The organism is Orrella sp. 11846 (genome assembly GCF_048820935.1).
Lineage (GTDB): Bacteria > Pseudomonadota > Gammaproteobacteria > Burkholderiales > Burkholderiaceae_B > Algicoccus.
The window spans coordinates 250,667-267,514 of record NZ_JBMERD010000003.1 but is presented as its reverse complement, the minus strand read 5'-3'; the positions used below and the strand labels follow the sequence as shown (position 1 = coordinate 267,514).

At 48.8% G+C, this 16,848-nt stretch carries 15 protein-coding genes and 1 tRNA gene; 7 read left to right on the top strand and 9 right to left on the bottom strand.

Features of this window, described 5'->3' with window-relative positions; genetic code table 11:
• The 4 genes from ACOI06_RS04200 to gloB all read right to left on the bottom strand — a co-directional run.
• Nucleotides 1–582 (bottom strand): hypothetical protein (locus ACOI06_RS04200; RefSeq protein ID WP_420661257.1); only part of this gene is annotated, 582 nt, incomplete at its 3' end.
• Between the two features lie 351 nt (nt 583–933).
• Complete coding sequence (gene fabI, locus ACOI06_RS04195; protein WP_420661256.1) at nt 934–1,722, bottom strand: enoyl-ACP reductase FabI; 789 nt, start codon at nt 1,720–1,722, stop codon at nt 934–936.
• Between the two features lie 37 nt (nt 1,723–1,759).
• Nucleotides 1,760–3,031, bottom strand: coding sequence for a transglycosylase SLT domain-containing protein (locus tag ACOI06_RS04190; protein ID WP_420661266.1), 1,272 nt, complete (start codon nt 3,029–3,031; stop codon nt 1,760–1,762).
• Nucleotides 3,032–3,055: 24 nt separating this feature from the next.
• Entirely contained in the window at nt 3,056–3,853 is a 798-nt protein-coding gene (gene gloB, locus ACOI06_RS04185) for a hydroxyacylglutathione hydrolase (RefSeq protein ID WP_420661255.1), read from the bottom strand.
• Between the two features lie 12 nt (nt 3,854–3,865).
• Between gloB and ACOI06_RS04180 the strand changes: the two genes are divergently transcribed.
• The 6 genes from ACOI06_RS04180 to ACOI06_RS04155 all read left to right on the top strand — a co-directional run bounded on the left by ACOI06_RS04180 (nt 3,866) and on the right by ACOI06_RS04155 (nt 10,374).
• Nucleotides 3,866–4,666 carry a class I SAM-dependent methyltransferase gene (locus ACOI06_RS04180; RefSeq protein ID WP_420661254.1) on the top strand — a complete coding sequence of 267 codons (801 nt, stop codon included), beginning with the start codon at nt 3,866–3,868 and terminating at the stop codon, nt 4,664–4,666.
• A complete protein-coding gene (rnhA, locus tag ACOI06_RS04175; RefSeq protein WP_420661253.1) occupies nt 4,663–5,109 on the top strand; it encodes a ribonuclease HI in 447 nt (148 codons plus the stop codon). The genes ACOI06_RS04180 and rnhA overlap by 4 nt, the downstream gene beginning before the upstream one ends.
• Nucleotides 5,110–5,213: 104 nt before the next feature.
• Nucleotides 5,214–6,395, top strand: coding sequence for an efflux RND transporter periplasmic adaptor subunit (locus ACOI06_RS04170; RefSeq protein WP_420661252.1), 1,182 nt, complete (start codon nt 5,214–5,216; stop codon nt 6,393–6,395).
• Nucleotides 6,392–9,517 (top strand): efflux RND transporter permease subunit, encoded by a 3,126-nt coding sequence (locus tag ACOI06_RS04165; protein WP_420661251.1) that lies wholly within the window; start codon nt 6,392–6,394, stop codon nt 9,515–9,517. The genes ACOI06_RS04170 and ACOI06_RS04165 overlap by 4 nt, the downstream gene beginning before the upstream one ends.
• Nucleotides 9,492–10,187: a DNA polymerase III subunit epsilon gene (gene dnaQ / locus ACOI06_RS04160; RefSeq protein WP_420661250.1), complete on the top strand. Its 696-nt coding sequence runs from the start codon at nt 9,492–9,494 to the stop codon at nt 10,185–10,187. The genes ACOI06_RS04165 and dnaQ overlap by 26 nt, the downstream gene beginning before the upstream one ends.
• A gap of 112 nt (nt 10,188–10,299) precedes the next feature.
• Nucleotides 10,300–10,374: transfer RNA gene (locus ACOI06_RS04155), tRNA-Val, on the top strand.
• A 97-nt stretch (nt 10,375–10,471) separates the two neighbouring features.
• Here the strand turns inward: ACOI06_RS04155 and ACOI06_RS04150 are convergent.
• From ACOI06_RS04150 to ACOI06_RS04140, 3 genes are all read right to left on the bottom strand, one after another.
• The gene (locus tag ACOI06_RS04150; protein WP_420661249.1) at nt 10,472–10,969 is read right to left on the bottom strand and encodes a hypothetical protein; all 498 of its coding nucleotides are present in this window, start codon (nt 10,967–10,969) and stop codon (nt 10,472–10,474) included.
• 131 nt (nt 10,970–11,100) lie between these two features.
• Nucleotides 11,101–12,372: a translesion error-prone DNA polymerase V subunit UmuC gene (gene umuC / locus ACOI06_RS04145; RefSeq protein ID WP_420661248.1), complete on the bottom strand. Its 1,272-nt coding sequence runs from the start codon at nt 12,370–12,372 to the stop codon at nt 11,101–11,103.
• Nucleotides 12,373–12,379: 7 nt separating this feature from the next.
• Nucleotides 12,380–12,823, bottom strand: a complete 444-nt coding sequence (locus ACOI06_RS04140) for a LexA family protein (protein WP_420661247.1) — start codon at nt 12,821–12,823, stop codon at nt 12,380–12,382.
• A gap of 417 nt (nt 12,824–13,240) precedes the next feature.
• Here ACOI06_RS04140 and ACOI06_RS04135 point away from each other — a divergent pair, with 417 nt between their 5' ends.
• The gene (locus ACOI06_RS04135) at nt 13,241–13,798 is read left to right on the top strand and encodes a DUF3617 domain-containing protein (RefSeq protein ID WP_420661246.1); all 558 of its coding nucleotides are present in this window, start codon (nt 13,241–13,243) and stop codon (nt 13,796–13,798) included.
• Nucleotides 13,799–13,887: 89 nt separating this feature from the next.
• On the opposite strand, the gene ACOI06_RS04130 is transcribed toward ACOI06_RS04135, so the two are convergent.
• Complete coding sequence (locus ACOI06_RS04130) at nt 13,888–14,919, bottom strand: hydroxyacid dehydrogenase (protein WP_420661245.1); 1,032 nt, start codon at nt 14,917–14,919, stop codon at nt 13,888–13,890.
• A gap of 100 nt (nt 14,920–15,019) precedes the next feature.
• On the bottom strand, nt 15,020–16,660 hold the full coding sequence (locus tag ACOI06_RS04125; protein ID WP_420661244.1) for a SulP family inorganic anion transporter: 1,641 nt from the start codon (nt 16,658–16,660) through the stop codon (nt 15,020–15,022).
• Between the last annotated feature and the right edge of the window lie 188 nt (nt 16,661–16,848).

The window sequence follows — 16,848 nt, the reverse complement described above, 5'->3', positions numbered from 1 at the left end:
GCTGGACTTCAACTCCGCGGTCGAGAGTTTTTGAAACTGCGCTAAGGCACGCACGGCACGTTCGCGATTCGGCGTATCATCCACCACAGCAGAATCCGCCATCGAAACCAAGAGACCCGAGTGCTCATCATAGAGACGCAAATTGACCAAATAGGGAAATGTTCGTTTCACACGCCGCAGATGATCATGCAAACCCAGCCAGTAATCTTGATCGCGCTCACCACGCACTGTTGCAAAGTCAGTCAACATAAGACGCGACAGCAACTTAAGCACAGAACCTGTGGTGTAAATCTCTTGTTTGATTCTCTGATCAAAAGACGTTAAATACGCTTGTTGCTTTTCAATATCGGCTTGCTCTCGCGCACTCATTAGAGCGCTATAACCTGGCAAAGCCACGAGAAGGATGACAGCCAGAACAAGCACAAAATACAATAGCGCTCGACTAAAAGTTGCTAAATCTGCTGAGGGTGGCGGTACAGTTTGTAAAAAATCTTCTAAGCGTTGGCCATTGCTTTTTGCACTTATCCGATCATTCACACCCACGCTCTGCTCTTGCCTGACATGATCGAGTTCATTCTTCATAAGAGTAGGGCATCATTGAAGATGGGTTACGTCTTAGCCTTTATTTAAAAGCTATCAACATCGGATTGAAAGTTACACGATTGATCACTGTCAAACCGTTATTTACGGACAAAACGTTCAGATAATGATTGAAACAGATCACTTTTAACAATAATCATTACGATAGCTGGGCTATTACCGTGAGTAAACATCAGAAACAACGAAAAACAACCCCAACCACAAAACTCATTTCAGATTCAGGGTGAGATTTACATGCTTTAGACAAGAATGGCCCTGAATTCATCAGGGCCATTCTTGTCACACATCATCAGATAACTTGCTGCAACACTCGAACAAGCAACCTAGGATTCTTTACAGCGCTTTTGCAGGCACCACAGTCGAGAAACCCGCATCCACAAATGTGATCTCCCCTGTAATCCCACTGGCCAAATCGGACAACATAAATGCCGCAGTGTTGCCCACTTCATCAATAGTCACATTGCGACGCAAAGGTGAATTGGTTTCCACATAGTTCAAGATCTCCGAGAAATCTTTGATGCCTGTGGCTGCCAAAGTCTTAATAGGGCCTGCAGAAATACCATTCACACGAATGCCACGTGGTCCAAGCTGAGCGGCCAAGTAATACACACTCGCCTGTAGCGATGCTTTGGCCAGACCCATGGTGTTGTAATGCGGCACAGCACGATCCGCACCTAAGTAGGTCATTGTCAGCATAGAAGCCTTGCGACCTTCCATCATAGGTAGAGCTGCCTTGGCCATGGCACCGAAACTGTAGGCTGAAATATCGTGTGCAACCTGGAAAGCTTCGCGTGAAAACCCATCCAGAAACTCACCGGCAATGGATTCACGAGGCGCAAAACCAATGGAGTGCACTAAACCATCAAACCCATCGGTCCAGTGCTGACCCAGCGTGTCAAACGTTGCTTCAATCTGCGCATCTTCAGAAACATCACATGGCAGCACAATGTTGCTCCCAAACGATTCCGCAAAGCCCTCAACACGTTCACGAAAGCGATCACCCACATAGGTAAATGCAAGCTCGGCACCTTGCGCATGGCAAGCCTTCGCAATCCCGTATGCAATCGAACGATTTGAAATCACACCCGTGATCAGAATTCGCTTACCTTGTAAAAATCCCATATCTGATTCCTAAATTCACTCTATTTTTAAATATACATTAACTCGGCACACGCAGACGTTGACCGATTTTAAGCTTATTTGATTTTAATTGATTCGCAGAGCGTAATGCGGCGACCGTCACGCCATGACGACGAGCAATGCCCGAAAGTGTCTCACCCTTGCTCACTCGATGCACTCGAACAGGCGCACGAACCTCAGCCGCTGCAATCGATTCAATCGCGGTTTTACCAGGAATGATGAGCGTACGATCTTCGGTCAGCTTGGTATCATTACGCTGTAAGTCATTGGCACGACGCAAGACCTCATCTGAAACATCAAACTTTTTAGCAATCTGTTCGACTTGCTCGCCTGCTTTGCCTTCGTATTTGCGCCAGCTCGACAAGTCCCCCTGATACTCAGCCAGATTGGCTAGATAAACCGCCAGTTTTTCTCGGGGCAATAAAATTTCAGGTTGCAATTGCGCCAAGATGACCCCTTGGTTATAGGCCGGATTTAACAGTAGAAACTCTTCCTCAGACATTTCAGCCAATTGGGCCGCAATCGCCACATCAATATCTGTGTCCTTTTTCAGAGACGCAAAATAAGGCTCATTACTGATAATTGGCAGGACCACACCATAGTGCTCTGGATTGTCGATAATATTTTTTATCGCTTGCAGCTTCGGCACGTAATTAGCGGTTTCTTCTGGCATCTTCATGGACTGATAGTCCAAAGGCAAGCCTTCAGCTTCGCTTTTAGCCAGCGCACGCTTGACAGACCCCTCACCCCAGTTATACGACGCAAAGGCTAAAAACCAGTCGCCTTGAAACTCAAAGAGATACTCCAAGTAATCCAGTGCCGAATTCGTTGAAGCGACGGGGTCGCGACGCTGATCACGCCACCAGGTTTGCTCAAGCTTAAACGCACTGCCCGTACTTGGGATGAACTGCCACAAGCCCGCTGCATGCGAGCGCGAATAGGCTGCTGGGTTATAGGCACTTTCCACAAAAGGCAAAAGCGCTAATTCGGTTGGCAAACCCCGTCGATTAATCTCATCGACGATGTAATACAGATACTGCCCAGAACGATCGGCCATACGGCGAATGGACTGCGGGTGCTTCGCATAAAACTCCGTCCATTTATCGACTAGCTCCGAATTGAGGTTCGGCACGGCATACCCGCGCCGAATTCGTTCCCAGATATCTAGTGGTGGCACCGTCAGATCCACAGTTCGGGTCGTGACTTCTGCCCCCTCTTCTTGCTTGACCATCGGGGTACAGCCACCAATCAAAAGAAGGGCTGAGACACACAGCACACCCAATGAACGGATTTTAAAGAAGAATCGACTCATATTTCAGAACTCGTTTTTCCAGTTACGCAAGGCCGCAAACACGTCCACGGGCGTTTTTAAATCTTCGTTCGCCCAATGGGTCGCTGCCGCCGCAACCGAAGGCTCCCGGCTGCGTAAAAACGGATTACAGGCGCGCTCTATCGCAATCGTCGAAGGAACCGTCGGTTCATCGGCGGCGCGTCGAACATCCACTGTTTTTGCAAAATCTTGCAAAGTCTGATTACCCGGCTCAACCGCCAATGCCCAACGAACATTCGACTGCGTATATTCATGCGCACAGTACACACGCGTTTCAGGCGGCAATTCACTCAGCTGATCGAGTGACGCCAGCATTTGCGCAGGTGTGCCTTCAAAGAGACGGCCACAGCCCATTACAAACAAGGTATCACCACAAAAGACAACAGGCTCGCCGTTGACCAAACCGTAGTAAGCCACATGGCCGGCCGTATGACCCGGTACATCAAGCACCTTAAGATCCAAGGGCGGTCCATCCAGAATGACTCGATCACCCGCAGATACTGGGTGGTCACAGTCCTGAATGACTTCCATCGCTGGACCGTAGACAGGGACATTCGCATGTTTTAACAAATCGGCCACGCCACCCACATGGTCGTGATGATGATGGGTGAGTAGAATAGCAGTCAGTGTCAGATTATGCGCGTGCAGCACATCCAGAACAGGTTGCGCCTGTCCAGGATCGACCACCACGGCCTGTTGACCCGATTCAATGAGCCAAATGTAGTTATCAGAAAAGGCACGGATTGGCCGGATGCTGATCGCTGTATTACTTGCACACGTCACGTCAGGAGTTCCATGAAAACCAAAAAAAGTCCGCCTATTGTAGAACTGCAACAATGGTTTAACAGCGATGCAGGTCATTACATCCAAACTTGGGAGCAAGCACGCATCGAAAACCTCGTCGCCAATGTGTTTGGATACCGTGCTGTGCAGTACGGTTTACCGGCTGTCCCCTACCTACAAAACAACCGCATTCCTCTACAAATATATGCGGGACCCCAGCGTTTGACGCAAGCCCATCAAGCCAATTGGCAAACCAGTGTGGTGTGCGAAGCAGAACAACTTCCTTTTGATCGCGACAGCATCGATTTACTGATTCTGCCCCATGCTCTGAGCAGTGTCACCGATCAACACATGGTCTTACGTGAGGCGCAACGCGTCCTCGTGCCAGAAGGTCGCTTAATTCTGACTGGCTTTAATCCGTGGAGTCTTTGGGGTTTGCGCAACCGACTGCCAGCCTGCGGTCACGCCTACCCTGCCAGTGAAAACGGCGCTTTATCACCTGCCCGACTGAAAGATTGGTTACGATTGCTGTCCTTTGAAATCGATCGAGGGCATTTTGGGTGCTACGCCCCACCTGTACAAACTGCCCAGTGGTTTGAGCGTTTTGATTTCATGGAGAAGGCGGGTGATCGCTGGTGGCCCGTTTTTGGTGCGGTCTATATCGTATCTGCCGTCAAACGTGTAACAGGCATGCGCTTAATTACGCCAGCTTGGAAACGCAAGACCCAGCGCCGCAAGGCTCGAGCAGCCGTCACTGCCAAAGAAGTGCAAACAAATTCTCTTAATAGTCTTAAAAATCCAAATAATCTATGAAAACCGTCGAAATCTGGACTGATGGCGCTTGTAAAGGCAATCCTGGCACTGGAGGCTGGGGCGTCTTATTGCGCAGCGGCCCCCATGAAAAAACCCTGTGTGGCGGTGCTGCAGACACCACCAACAACCGCATGGAAATGCAGGCTGTCATCCAAGCGTTGCAGGCCTTGAAACGTCCCTGTCACGTTATTCTTCATACCGATTCACAATACGTCCAAAAAGGCATGACGGAATGGCTCAATGGTTGGAAAGCTAGGAACTGGAAAACCGCCGCACGCAAACCCGTTAAAAACGCTGATCTCTGGCAGCAACTTGATGATCTAACTCAGCAACACCAAATTGAATGGCGATGGGTTCGGGGTCATGACGGCGATCCTGGTAATGAACGCGCAGATGAACTGGCCAATCTCGGCGTACAAACCTTCTTAGAGAACCAAGGCTGAGCGTGGTTGTAACCTCTTTCTAGTGATATAAACCGTATTGAGCACTTAAACGCTTAAACGCCCCTTAACTCAATACGGCCACTTCGGCTCATTCACGCCCTCTTATGAACACATCCCGTCGCATCCTGACTTCCCTTGTACTGATTATCCTGGGTCTGGTGCTTGGTCTGTTTGCACCACGTTGGTTGCCCATGCTTGGCATCTCCGACTTGCCTTCAATGACACCCACAGCCACCAGTAGCTCTGCAGCACCCAAGACCACCCCTACAAAGGCTGCACCCCCTGTCCCTGTTCAGGCTGCCATCGTGGAAGAAGTTTCTTTCCCGAGAGGTTTGAGTGCTGTCGGTAGTTTACGGGCTGAGGAATCGGTGGTTGTTAGTGCCGAAGTGGGTGGCCGCATTACACAAGTCAACTTCTCAGAAGGTGAACCCGTTTCAAAAGGGGACGTGCTCGTACAACTTGATGATGCAGTCGCACAAGCCGAGCTGGCTCAAGCACAAGCCAATCTGGCGCTCGCCCAATCCAAGTTTGACCGTTCGCAACGTTTACAAAGTGCGGGTTTTGTGAGTAAAGAAGCCCGTGAAGACGCGGCCATCGCCCTGCAACTGCAAGAAGCTGCCATCAAACTGGCGCAAGCTCGTTTGGATAAAATGCGCATCGTCGCCCCATTTGATGGCACGATCGGCTTGCGTTCGGTCTCTGTCGGTGAGTACGTCGTTCCCGGACAAGACATTGCCCCACTCGAAGCAGTTGAAATCCTGAAGGCTGACTTTCGTCTCCCAGAGCGTCATATCAACCGCATTGCGCCTGGACAGATACTCACCATCAATGTCGACGCCTTGCCTAACGATACGTTTGACGGTCAGGTCTATGCAGTGAGCCCTGTTGTCGATGCAGGTGGGCGTTCTGTGCTCGTGCGCGCCACGGTTCAAAACAAAGACGGCAAACTGTATCCCGGTATGTTTACACGTATACAACTTCAAACCAACGAGGATCAAGCGATTGTCATTCCCGAAACCGCGCTGTCTCCATCGGGCCAAAAGCAATACGTCTATAAAATCGAAAACAATCAGGCGCAGCAAATTCCAGTCATCCTCGGTGAACGCCGCGGCCCCATGGTTGAAATTGTGGATGGTCTAAGCGTCAATGATGTCATCGTCGTTTCTGGGTTACAGCGCATGCGTGATGGTGCCACCGTCAAACTTCAATCGGATCCGCGTCCAGCCGTTGAACTCATCGAGCGTGCTGCGCAGCGTGCCCGTGCTCTGACAGGGAATCCATCATGAGTTTGCCTGACGTCTGTATCCGACGCCCAGTGTTTGCCACAGTGCTTGCACTGGCCATTGTGCTTATTGGCATGATGTCTTATTCACGTCTGACGGTTCGTGAATATCCCAACATCGATGAACCAATCGTTTCAGTCGATACGACCTATAAAGGGGCCTCCCCTGAGGTCATTGAGTCTCGCGTCACCAAACCTCTAGAAGATCAGATCTCAGGGATTGAGGGTGTCCGTCTCATGACCTCCCGCAGTCGCTCCGAGCGCAGTCAGATCAACATCACCTTTGATCTGAGTCGAGATCCTGATGCAGCCGCGGCCGAAGTACGCGACAAAGTGTCTCGCGCCAAGCGCATGTTGCCTGATGAGATTGATGAACCCATTATTGCCAAAGTTGAGGCAGACTCGAGACCCATCATTTATATTGCCGTCAATGCGGGCGATTTCTCCCCAATGGAGGCCACGGACTACATCAATCGGTATATCAAATCTCGGCTTTCTGTTCTACCCGGGGCTGCTGAAGTGCGAGTATTTGGAGCGCGTGAGCCCTCTATGCGAGTCAACGTTGACCGTGATCGACTCGCAGCCTATGGGCTCACAGTCCAAGATGTTGAAAATGCACTGCGCAGTCAGAACGTTGAAATTCCGGCCGGTCGAATTGAATCAGACACCCGTGAATTCTCAGTCGTCTCATCGACCGATCTGAGCACACCTGAACAGTTCCGGCAAATTATCGTCGCGCACACCAAGGGGTATCCCGTGCGTTTAGGGGATGTGGCCAACATCGCGTTATCGCCCTTAAATGAGCGCATTATTGCGCGATATAACGGCAAAACTGCCCTAAACATTGGAGTGGTTAAGCAATCCACAGCAAACCCACTCGACTTGTCAGCAGCCGTGCGCGATGAAATCGAACTCATCAATGAGTCACTTCCCGATGGCATGGCGTTGACGATTTCATATGACACCTCGGTGTTTATTGAACGCTCCATTGAGTCGGTTTACAAGACCATTGGGGAAGCTGTTTTACTCGTGATCTTGGTGATTTTCTTTTTCTTGAGAAACATCCGAGCCAGTCTCATTCCGATTGTGACAATCCCTGTGTCATTGATCGGCGCCTTTGCGATCATGTACGCTTTCGGGTTTTCAATTAACACCTTGACCCTGTTGTCGATGGTGTTGGCCATTGGCTTGGTGGTTGACGATGCCATTGTGGTTCTAGAAAACATTTATCGCCACATTGAAGAAGGCATGAAACCCATTCAAGCCGCGTTTCAAGGCACCAAAGAAATCACCTTTGCCGTGATTGCCATGACACTCACTCTAGTCACCGTGTTTGCGCCGCTGGCATTTGCCACTGGACGAACCGGGCGATTGTTTATTGAGTTTGCACTGACTTTGGCAGGTGCAGTGCTGGTCTCCGGATTCATTGCACTGACACTGACCCCGATGATGTGTTCACGCATGCTCAAGCATGAAAAGAAACACAACAAACTCTATCTTTTGATTGAAAACGGGCTCGAAGGCCTCAACAACATTTATCGCAAAGCACTTACAGTGGCATTGCGCTTTCGTTTTCTGGTTGTGGTGCTCGGTTTAGCCGTTGCCGCCAGCAGTGGTCTGCTGTTTACGCAAATCAAAACTGAACTGGCCCCCATTGAAGACCGTGGCGTGATCTTTGGCATTCTGTCTGGACCTGAAGGTGCCACACTGAGCTATATGCTCGAGAGTGCGGAAGAAATTGACAAGATCTATGAAGGCATCGATGAAGCTCAAGCGCGTCAATTAACCGTCGGCTTCCCAACCGTTGCAGATGGCTTTGCCATTTTGCGACTTAAGCCTTGGGAAGATCGTACCGTTAAACAGCAACAAATTGCCAACGAGTTACTCTCTAAATTTGGCCAAATCAGTGGGGTGCGAGCCTTTCCAACCAACCCACCCTCTTTTGGTTTACGAGCCACATCACGTCCCATTGAATTTGTGATTATGAGTCAAGCGCCTTACGAAGAGTTGCATCGTATGGTCGATGAGTATATGCGTTCACTAGAAAGCTATCCGGGTGTGGGCAACCTGCAGATGGACTTGCGCATGAATACACCTGAACTTCAAATTGAAGTGGATCGTGACAAATTAGCCGACTTAGGGATCGATGTCAGCGTGGTTGGACGCACACTCGAAACCATGCTTGGAGGCCGTCAGGTCACACGCTTTAAGGAAGATGGTGAACAGTATGAGGTCATCGTCCAAGTCGCACGTGATGAACGTGACGAGCCCACGGACATCTCTGATATTTACGTGCGTGCCCGTGACGGCAGCATGACGCAACTCGACAACGTCGCCAAGGTGTCAGAAACTGTTTCACCACAATCCTTAAACCACTTCAACCGCTTGCGAGCCGTCAAAGTCGAAGCCACGATTTCCCCGGGCTACACCATGGGCGAAGTTCTGGATCACATGACACAAGTTGCACGCGACATGTTCCCACCGACGGTTCAACTGGACCTGGATGGTCAATCACGAGAGTTTCGAGATGCCTCAGGCGGTATCTACATGGTCTTTGTGATGGCGCTGGTCTTTATTTATCTGGTACTAGCCGCGCAATTTGAGAGTTGGCGCAACCCATTCATCATTTTGCTGACCGTGCCTTTATCGATGACGGGTGCTTTACTTGCGCTTTGGTTAACTGGCAATACGCTGTCGATTTACAGTCAAATCGGTCTCGTGACGCTGGTTGGTTTGATTACCAAACACGGTATTTTGATTGTGGAGTTTTCTACACAACTTCGCGAAGCTGGTAAAGAGATGTTCGAAGCGGTCATTGAAGCCAGTGTGCTGCGTTTGCGCCCCATTCTGATGACAACAGGCGCAATGGTGCTGGGTGTATTACCATTAGCACTTTCAACGGGGGCAGGCGCGGAATCTCGCGAACAAATCGGTTGGGTTCTGGTGGGTGGTTTAACCCTAGGGACGGTTCTAACACTGTTTGTGGTTCCAGTGGCCTATACGCTTATTGCAAGCCGCAAAGTTCGGGAGCTGCCTTCTGCTGAGCAACCTGTCACAACGAACACCCCCGAAACAACCACCCAAACACATGGAGAAGCGAATGCGCTGGGTCATTCTGGACACTGAAACCACAGGCATGAGCCCTGACGACGGGCACCGTATTGTAGAAATCGGTGCGGTCGAAGTCGTGAATCGTGCACTCACAGGCAATGATTTTCATGTCTACCTCAATCCTGATCGCGACAGTGATCCGGAAGCCTTACGCGTGCACGGCCTAGACACAGCCTTTCTATCTGACAAAGGGCGCTTTAAGGACCATGTGGACGATTTTCTGGCCTACATTGAAGGTGCAGAGCTCATTATTCACAATGCGCCGTTTGACGTTCGATTTTTAAACGCTGAGCTTAAAAGCATTCAACGCAGTCCAATCGAAGACCATTGCGCCAAAATCACAGACTCCCTGCGACACGCCAAATCACTGCATCCTGGCAAGCGAAATTCGCTCGATGCGCTATGTGACCGCTATGGCATCAGCAATGCCCATCGAACGCTACACGGCGCCCTCCTGGATTCACAGCTGCTGGCCGATGTCTGGTTGGCCATGACACGTGGCCAAGACAGTCTGGCCATGGGCTCATTCGATGAAACACAGCGCTTATCGAATCAGACGCACACACAGAAACACTATGATTTGCCATCCATCTCACTGGATGAGGCAACTCTCAAAGCCCATGATGCGTATATGGAAGCCATCGCAAAATCAAGTAAACAACCTATTCTTTGGCAGAACACCTAAACCGGTGTATAATTCTTTCTTTACGCAAAACTGCGTACCTGATTCAAGCTGTCACTCATCAATCAAAGCCTTACGAAATGATTGATTTTTCACAGAATTACTTGAACAATCAGGGCGGTTAGCTCAGTGGTAGAGCACTGCCTTCACACGGCAGGGGTCACTGGTTCGAACCCAGTATCGCCCACCAAATTTAAAAGCCAGATCATGCATACGCAGGTCTGGCTTTTTCTATGAGCCCGCAAGCGATCAAAAAGCTTTTATATCAAAAGAACTAAAAAATCATTTCAGATCGCTGGACCATAAAGATGTGTCTGAACCTCTTGAATCAACTGATAAAAAGGCAAATCTCCAGCCGTAATTTCCACCACAATCTTATCCAACGAGGGTTGCTCAGGATCAAACCAGCGAATGTTATAGGACACCATTCCAGTTCCAAACAACGAGCTATATTCAGCCACACACTGAACAAGATTTTTCTGATCCGAAGGATGCGCAACAGCCTTTGACTTCTTGAGGTCAAGTAAGTACTTGGTTGGCACAAAAGAAGCAATCATTTCAGCCACTGTGCCATATTTTTTAATGATTTCTTCCGCAACTTGACTGCTATCGCAGGTCGGCAAAACAGGCGGTCCTTTTTTCCCAGTCTTCTCCAAATAAAAATCATAGCCATAGGGATAAAAAAAGATCGCAAGGATCACAAAAGCGATCATCCAAATAAATTTTCGGCGGCGTGAAGTTTTTGGAGATTTCTCAGAAACAGTCGGAGTTTCGTTTGTTGACATGGCTTTCCAGATAACAGACCAGAAAATCAGCACCTATTTCTACGACTGCTGCGTTTGGCGCTGAGAAGGTATGTGGGTAGTTTTTTATTTTGTAGTGTATCCATATTACTAAGCTTCCAACACAAGCGTACTCACACTCTCGGCAAATCACGCCAACGTGTCGTGTAGGCAGGTGACAATCTAGCCTGTTTCATTTCACTGCCGCGGCGTGTGCCTCTGGCTGCCAGAAACACCTGCCCAAGCCCTTTACGATGAATTTCATCTAAAGTACGCATCAGTGCCTCACTTTTAGGTGTTTCGACTGAATGCTCAAACAAACTCAATTGCTCGCCTGTATTTCGTTTTAAATCGTTCAGTAAAACACCGCCTTTTTTGTACTGAAACCCATCTTGCCAAATCGTTTTCAGCGCATCTTGAGCTGCTTGCGTCAAACGACGGGTATCACTCGTATACTCAAGTAATTCAACTGTGGCCCGACGACTGTAAAAACGATTGCCGGCGTGATGCGCACTGGTTCGAATAAACACGGACAGAACTTTTGCTTGTTGGTTCTCTTGACGCAGCTTAGCAGCGGCACGCTCCACGAATCGAGCCATTAGTTCATGCATATCGCTAATACGAGTCACCGCATCCGCAAATGAGCGTGAGCATAAAACCTGTTGCCTAGCTGGCGGCTCTTCTTCCAAAGCAAGACAAGCATGTCCGTTGAGTTCCAAAACCGTCCGTTTAACCACAACAGAAAAGCGTTTTCCAATCCAGTCTGGATTGGTGTCCGCCAGCTGTAATGCGGTCATCACCCCAAAACTCTCTAGTTGAGCTGACAGCTGCCGTCCTATACCCCAAACCTCACCAACAGGTACAAGCCCCATTAGTTTCCTTTGACGTGTTAGAGAGGTGAGATCGACGACACCACCTGTCGCCGGATAAGCCTTTGCAGCATGATTTGCGAGCTTAGCAAGCGTCTTTGTGGGCGCAATCCCGACACAGGTTGTGATACCCGTCCATTGATAAACTCGTCGCCTCACCTGTTGTCCAAAAGTTTCTAAAGACATGGACGCTTGCAGCCCTGTCAGATTCAAAAATGCCTCATCAATGGAATACACCTCCACATCGGGCACCAGTGATTCCAAAGTGTTCATAACTCGCTGAGACATGTCGCCATACAGCGCATAGTTCGATGAAAACACCACCACACCTTGGCGTTTTAGTTGAGCTTGTACTTGATAGTACGGCGTACCCATTTTGATACCTAACGCTTTGGCTTCAGCACTGCGTGCCACGATACAGCCATCATTATTGGAAAGCACAACAACGGGTTTCTCTCTCAAATCTGGACGAAACAACTTCTCGCAACTGGCATAAAAATTGTTGCAATCCACCAAAGCAAATACAGTGTCGTTCATTGCTGACTTAAACACGAAATCGATGAATGGTGTGTGTAACAATCCCGATGATTTCCAGATCGGCTTCTACTGTCACCACAATGGGTTGCATTTCAGCGTTTCTTGGATGTAAACGCAAAGGATCACCCAACTCAAGCTCTTTCACCGTAAATTCACCAAACAACCGGGCGATCACAATGTCACCGGTACGGGCTGTTAAGGCTCTGTCGACGATCAGCACATCACCTGGAAAAATACCGGCATCCACCATGCTCAACCCTTCAGCACGCACAAAAAACGTCGCAGCTGGATGCGTAATACAGTATTCATTCAAGTCCAAGGCCCGTTCGATATAGTCTTGTGCAGGCGATGGAAAACCTGCCGATACGGCACAAGAAAACAGCGGAATAGCGTTTGTTGTAGCTTCTGAAAGCGGCTTAGTAACTGGTTTGAAAAAAATACGCTGCACCATAACTCATCCCTCTTTAGATACTGTTTAAATATACAGTATTGGGAGGCAATAATCCTGATCACATTGAATTTTTCTAATGCATAATCGCAAGATCAAGCACTGAGATAGCGTTTTAGATGACGTTTTAGATGGATTTTAAATCTATTGCCAAAAGATAAAAACGAGGAAATTCAACAAGTGAACTACTCATCGCAAAGCAGCGAGCTTCCAACTATGCCCTACAAAACATCAATGGCGTGCTAAAGCAGACACCATCATTACTCACCTTTTTAATTCGATCTCAGTGCACAAGAGTCATTTTTTTTAAATTTAAACGCCTGAAATCTCATGATTGATTAGACTATCGAACACACAACCGATCGGATATGCAAACATATCAGTCACAATCACAAGGAACAATACTTTTAGGAGCGAGTCATGAAACGACCATTTTCTTCCCTGTGTGCCACGCTCATCTTGGCCACTTCTGTCTCGGGCGCAGCACTGGCTCAATCTGTTGAACCAGGTCTCTGGCGATACGCAACAAGCTTTGACATTGCAGGTTTACCGAACCTGAACGAGCAATTAGAAATGATGAAGAAACAAATGGCATCCCTTCCGCCTGAAATGCAGAAAATGATGCAAGACCAAATGCAAGCGATGGGTGTCAACTTCAAGGACATGTCCGCACAAGTTTGCATGACCCCTGAAGAAGCGTCGATGGACCATTTCGAAAACGGCTATTCTGATGAAGATTGCACGTTCAACAACATTCAGAAAACCAACAAAGTCTGGCGGGGTGACGTTAAGTGCACTGGTGAAGGTTTAAATGGATCCGGCACCTTTATGATGACGTTTCATAGCAAAAAGCACTTCACCTCAGAATTTGATTTAGATCAGACATCGGAAGGACCCGCCAATATCAAACTGGACGCAACTTTTGTCAGCTCTGACTGTGGCTCAGTCCCCACCACCGCATCGATTCTCAATCGTTGATTCAATGCGTCATATGACTTAGGGGTGTACAGCACGCCTCTAAGTCATCCCACATCTCATCTGATTAAAAAGCACTGCGTTAAAGCGCACTATGCCTCACTTGCAAAGCGGGCCATCACACGATCAAGCACTTCAGGGTTCACCATTCTAGGCGGCGTTTCTCCCCGACAAATCTGCAGCAATTGCTCTGCACCTAATCTAGCGACATTGTGTCTGGCTTCATGGGTCACGCCCGCCGTATGAAAACTGGCAAGCACATTGGGCAAGGTCAATAAAGGATGATCTTGAACAGGTGGTTCAGGATCCCAAACGTCTACACCAGCCGCACTTAAATGCCCTGAAACTAAAGCCTCATACAAAGCCTGCTCATCATGGATGCCACCACGCGCCGTGGAAATGAACACTGAGTTTGGTTTCATGGCTTGAAACAGTTCGGCATTAAACAAATACTCTGTTTCCTGGTTGCGAGGACAATGCACACTAATCACGTCACTTTCTGCAAGCAACTGCGCCAAAGGAACTCGCAACGCACCTCGCTGCTCAACTTGCGCATCCTCCAAATAAGGATCGGTTGCCAAAACACGTACACCAAACGCTTTCGCAAGCCGAGCAACACGTTGCCCAATCTCACCAATCCCAACTAGACCCAGCGTCTTGCCACGTAATTCACGCCCCATCAAAGACTCGCGGGATACTGCCACTCGCCGATCATACGTGCGTAGCACGTGATCGCTTTCACTGATTCGATGCAACAGTGTCAACATCATGCCCAAAGCATGTTCAGCCACCGAATCAGCGTTAGCACCCGATTGGTTGACCACCAAAACACCGGCATCCGTACAGGCTTGTACATCAATGGTGTCATAACCTGCCCCTGTACTTGAAACCACCTTAAGTCGTGGCCAAGATTTCAGCAGTTCCGGCGTAATATGCCAATGCAAAGGCGTCTCTCCACGAGAAGCCGTCGTATGGTACAGATCCGTGCGTGCCATCAAGGCAAGATTATCTTGCATGGGGCTATCGGTCTCAATAATGGACAGTTTCACACCAGGATGTGCCTGGATCATTTCATCAAAACAGGGATCGATCCAGCGATCCAGTCGGACAATTTGTAAAGTCATTTTTACAGTCACTTAGGCAAGTTTAATCATCAACTGATCACATATTTTACTGATGGGCGAACCATATACGAAACTCTGTTTGCACAAATTAAGAACATTCCTAAGCACTCACTGAAGACGTCGCAACTAAAGGTTCATGGTGTGTATTGACCGCTACTTTTAGCGTCTCAATGTCAGACAGGTTTTTGAGATAACCATTTTTACCCAGTCGCTTCAAAACACCATAACTTCGGAGCTTTTTCAGGACCATGTCGTTGGCATCCGCAAGGACAATTTTGCAATCTTTCTGTTGCGCAATTTTGACGACATCTTCCAAAGCTTGCAAAGCTGTATCATCCGCAAATGAGACACGAGAAAGATCCAGCACCCAAAGCTTGACACCGGATGGCAACCCATGTGCAGCACTCTCTAACATGCCAACGGCCGCAAAAAACAAGGGACCTTCAACACGTGACAACCGAAACGAAGCATCTTCTTCGATCGTGCGTACCCGAACGGATTGAGCCATACGGCGTAAGAACTGCAAAATCGCCAGAATGACACCGGCGTTGACTGCCACAACCAAGTCTACAAAGACTGTTAGCAAGAGCGTGACGACCAAAATGACACGATCGGCAGCAGGCGCACGCTTCAAGACTGTCCAGACCCGTGGAATTTCACTCATATTCCACGCCACGATAAAGAGCACGGCAGACAAACTTGCTAAGGGGACGTTATACGCCAAGGGCGCCAAAGCAACGATCACACCCACCAACAAGAGCGCATGGAAGATACCGGCAATGGGACTGTCTCCACCGTTACGAATATTGGTCGCAGTTCGCGCAATTGCACCGGTCGCGGCAAATCCACCAAAAAATGGCACCACAATATTGGCAATGCCCTGACCAATCAACTCTTGATTCGAACTGTGGCGTGTGTTGATCATCCGATCAGCAACCACAGCCGACAGTAATGACTCAATCGCCCCCAACATGGCGATCGTGAAAGCGGGTGCAATCAACAGAGTCACCTTATCAAAACTCAAAGCTGGCCACTCAAAGCTGGGTAAGCCCTGTGGAATACCACCAAATGCTGAACCAATCGTAGCAACCCCATCAAAACGAAAAATCGTCTGCAAGAGCGTCGCAATGATCAACACAATCAATGGCGCAGGGACGCGCTGCAACCAACGCACTTTAGGGGCTGCAATCAGAATAAACAGGCTAAACCCACCAATCAGCACTGTTGGCCAATGTGTGCTCCCTAGAGACTGTAGAGTTGACCAGAATTTCTGGTGAAACAATTCACCCGTAGGTTGTGGCAATCCTAAAAAGTAAGCCCATTGTCCTGTAAAAATAATAACCCCGATACCGGCCGTAAAGCCCATGATGACTGGCGCCGGAATAAACCGAATAACACCACCCATCCGCAAGAGCCCCATGGCCAGCAACATCAAACCAGCCAATAAGGTCGCAATCTGCAATCCATCAATGCCGTACTTTGCGGTAATCCCTGCCAGGACCGCGATGAAAGCACCAGTTGGCCCCGCAATCTGTACTCGGCTACCACCAAACAAAGTCACCAACAAACCAGCGATGATGCCTGTATAAATCCCTTGTTCCGGGCGCGCACCCGACGCAATCGCAAACGCCATGGATAACGGCAGCGCAACCACACCCACAACCAACCCTGCCACGACGTTTCGCGGCCAGTTTGAGAGTTTATACAGACCCGCTTTGCGTGCCTCGAGTAATGCAATCATCTTTTTTCCTGAGTTTTACTGATCTTGGTGATGTTTTTGACATGGAACTAAGCTTCACACGGATGTGTAACCGCTTTTTATCAAACCTCTTCATCTTATCGCCAAACCGTTTCAGTGTGTATCGGTTTCGCTTTCTCAGCCACTACGAGAGCTGTATTCGACAAACTTTGTGGTTTGTACTGATATAT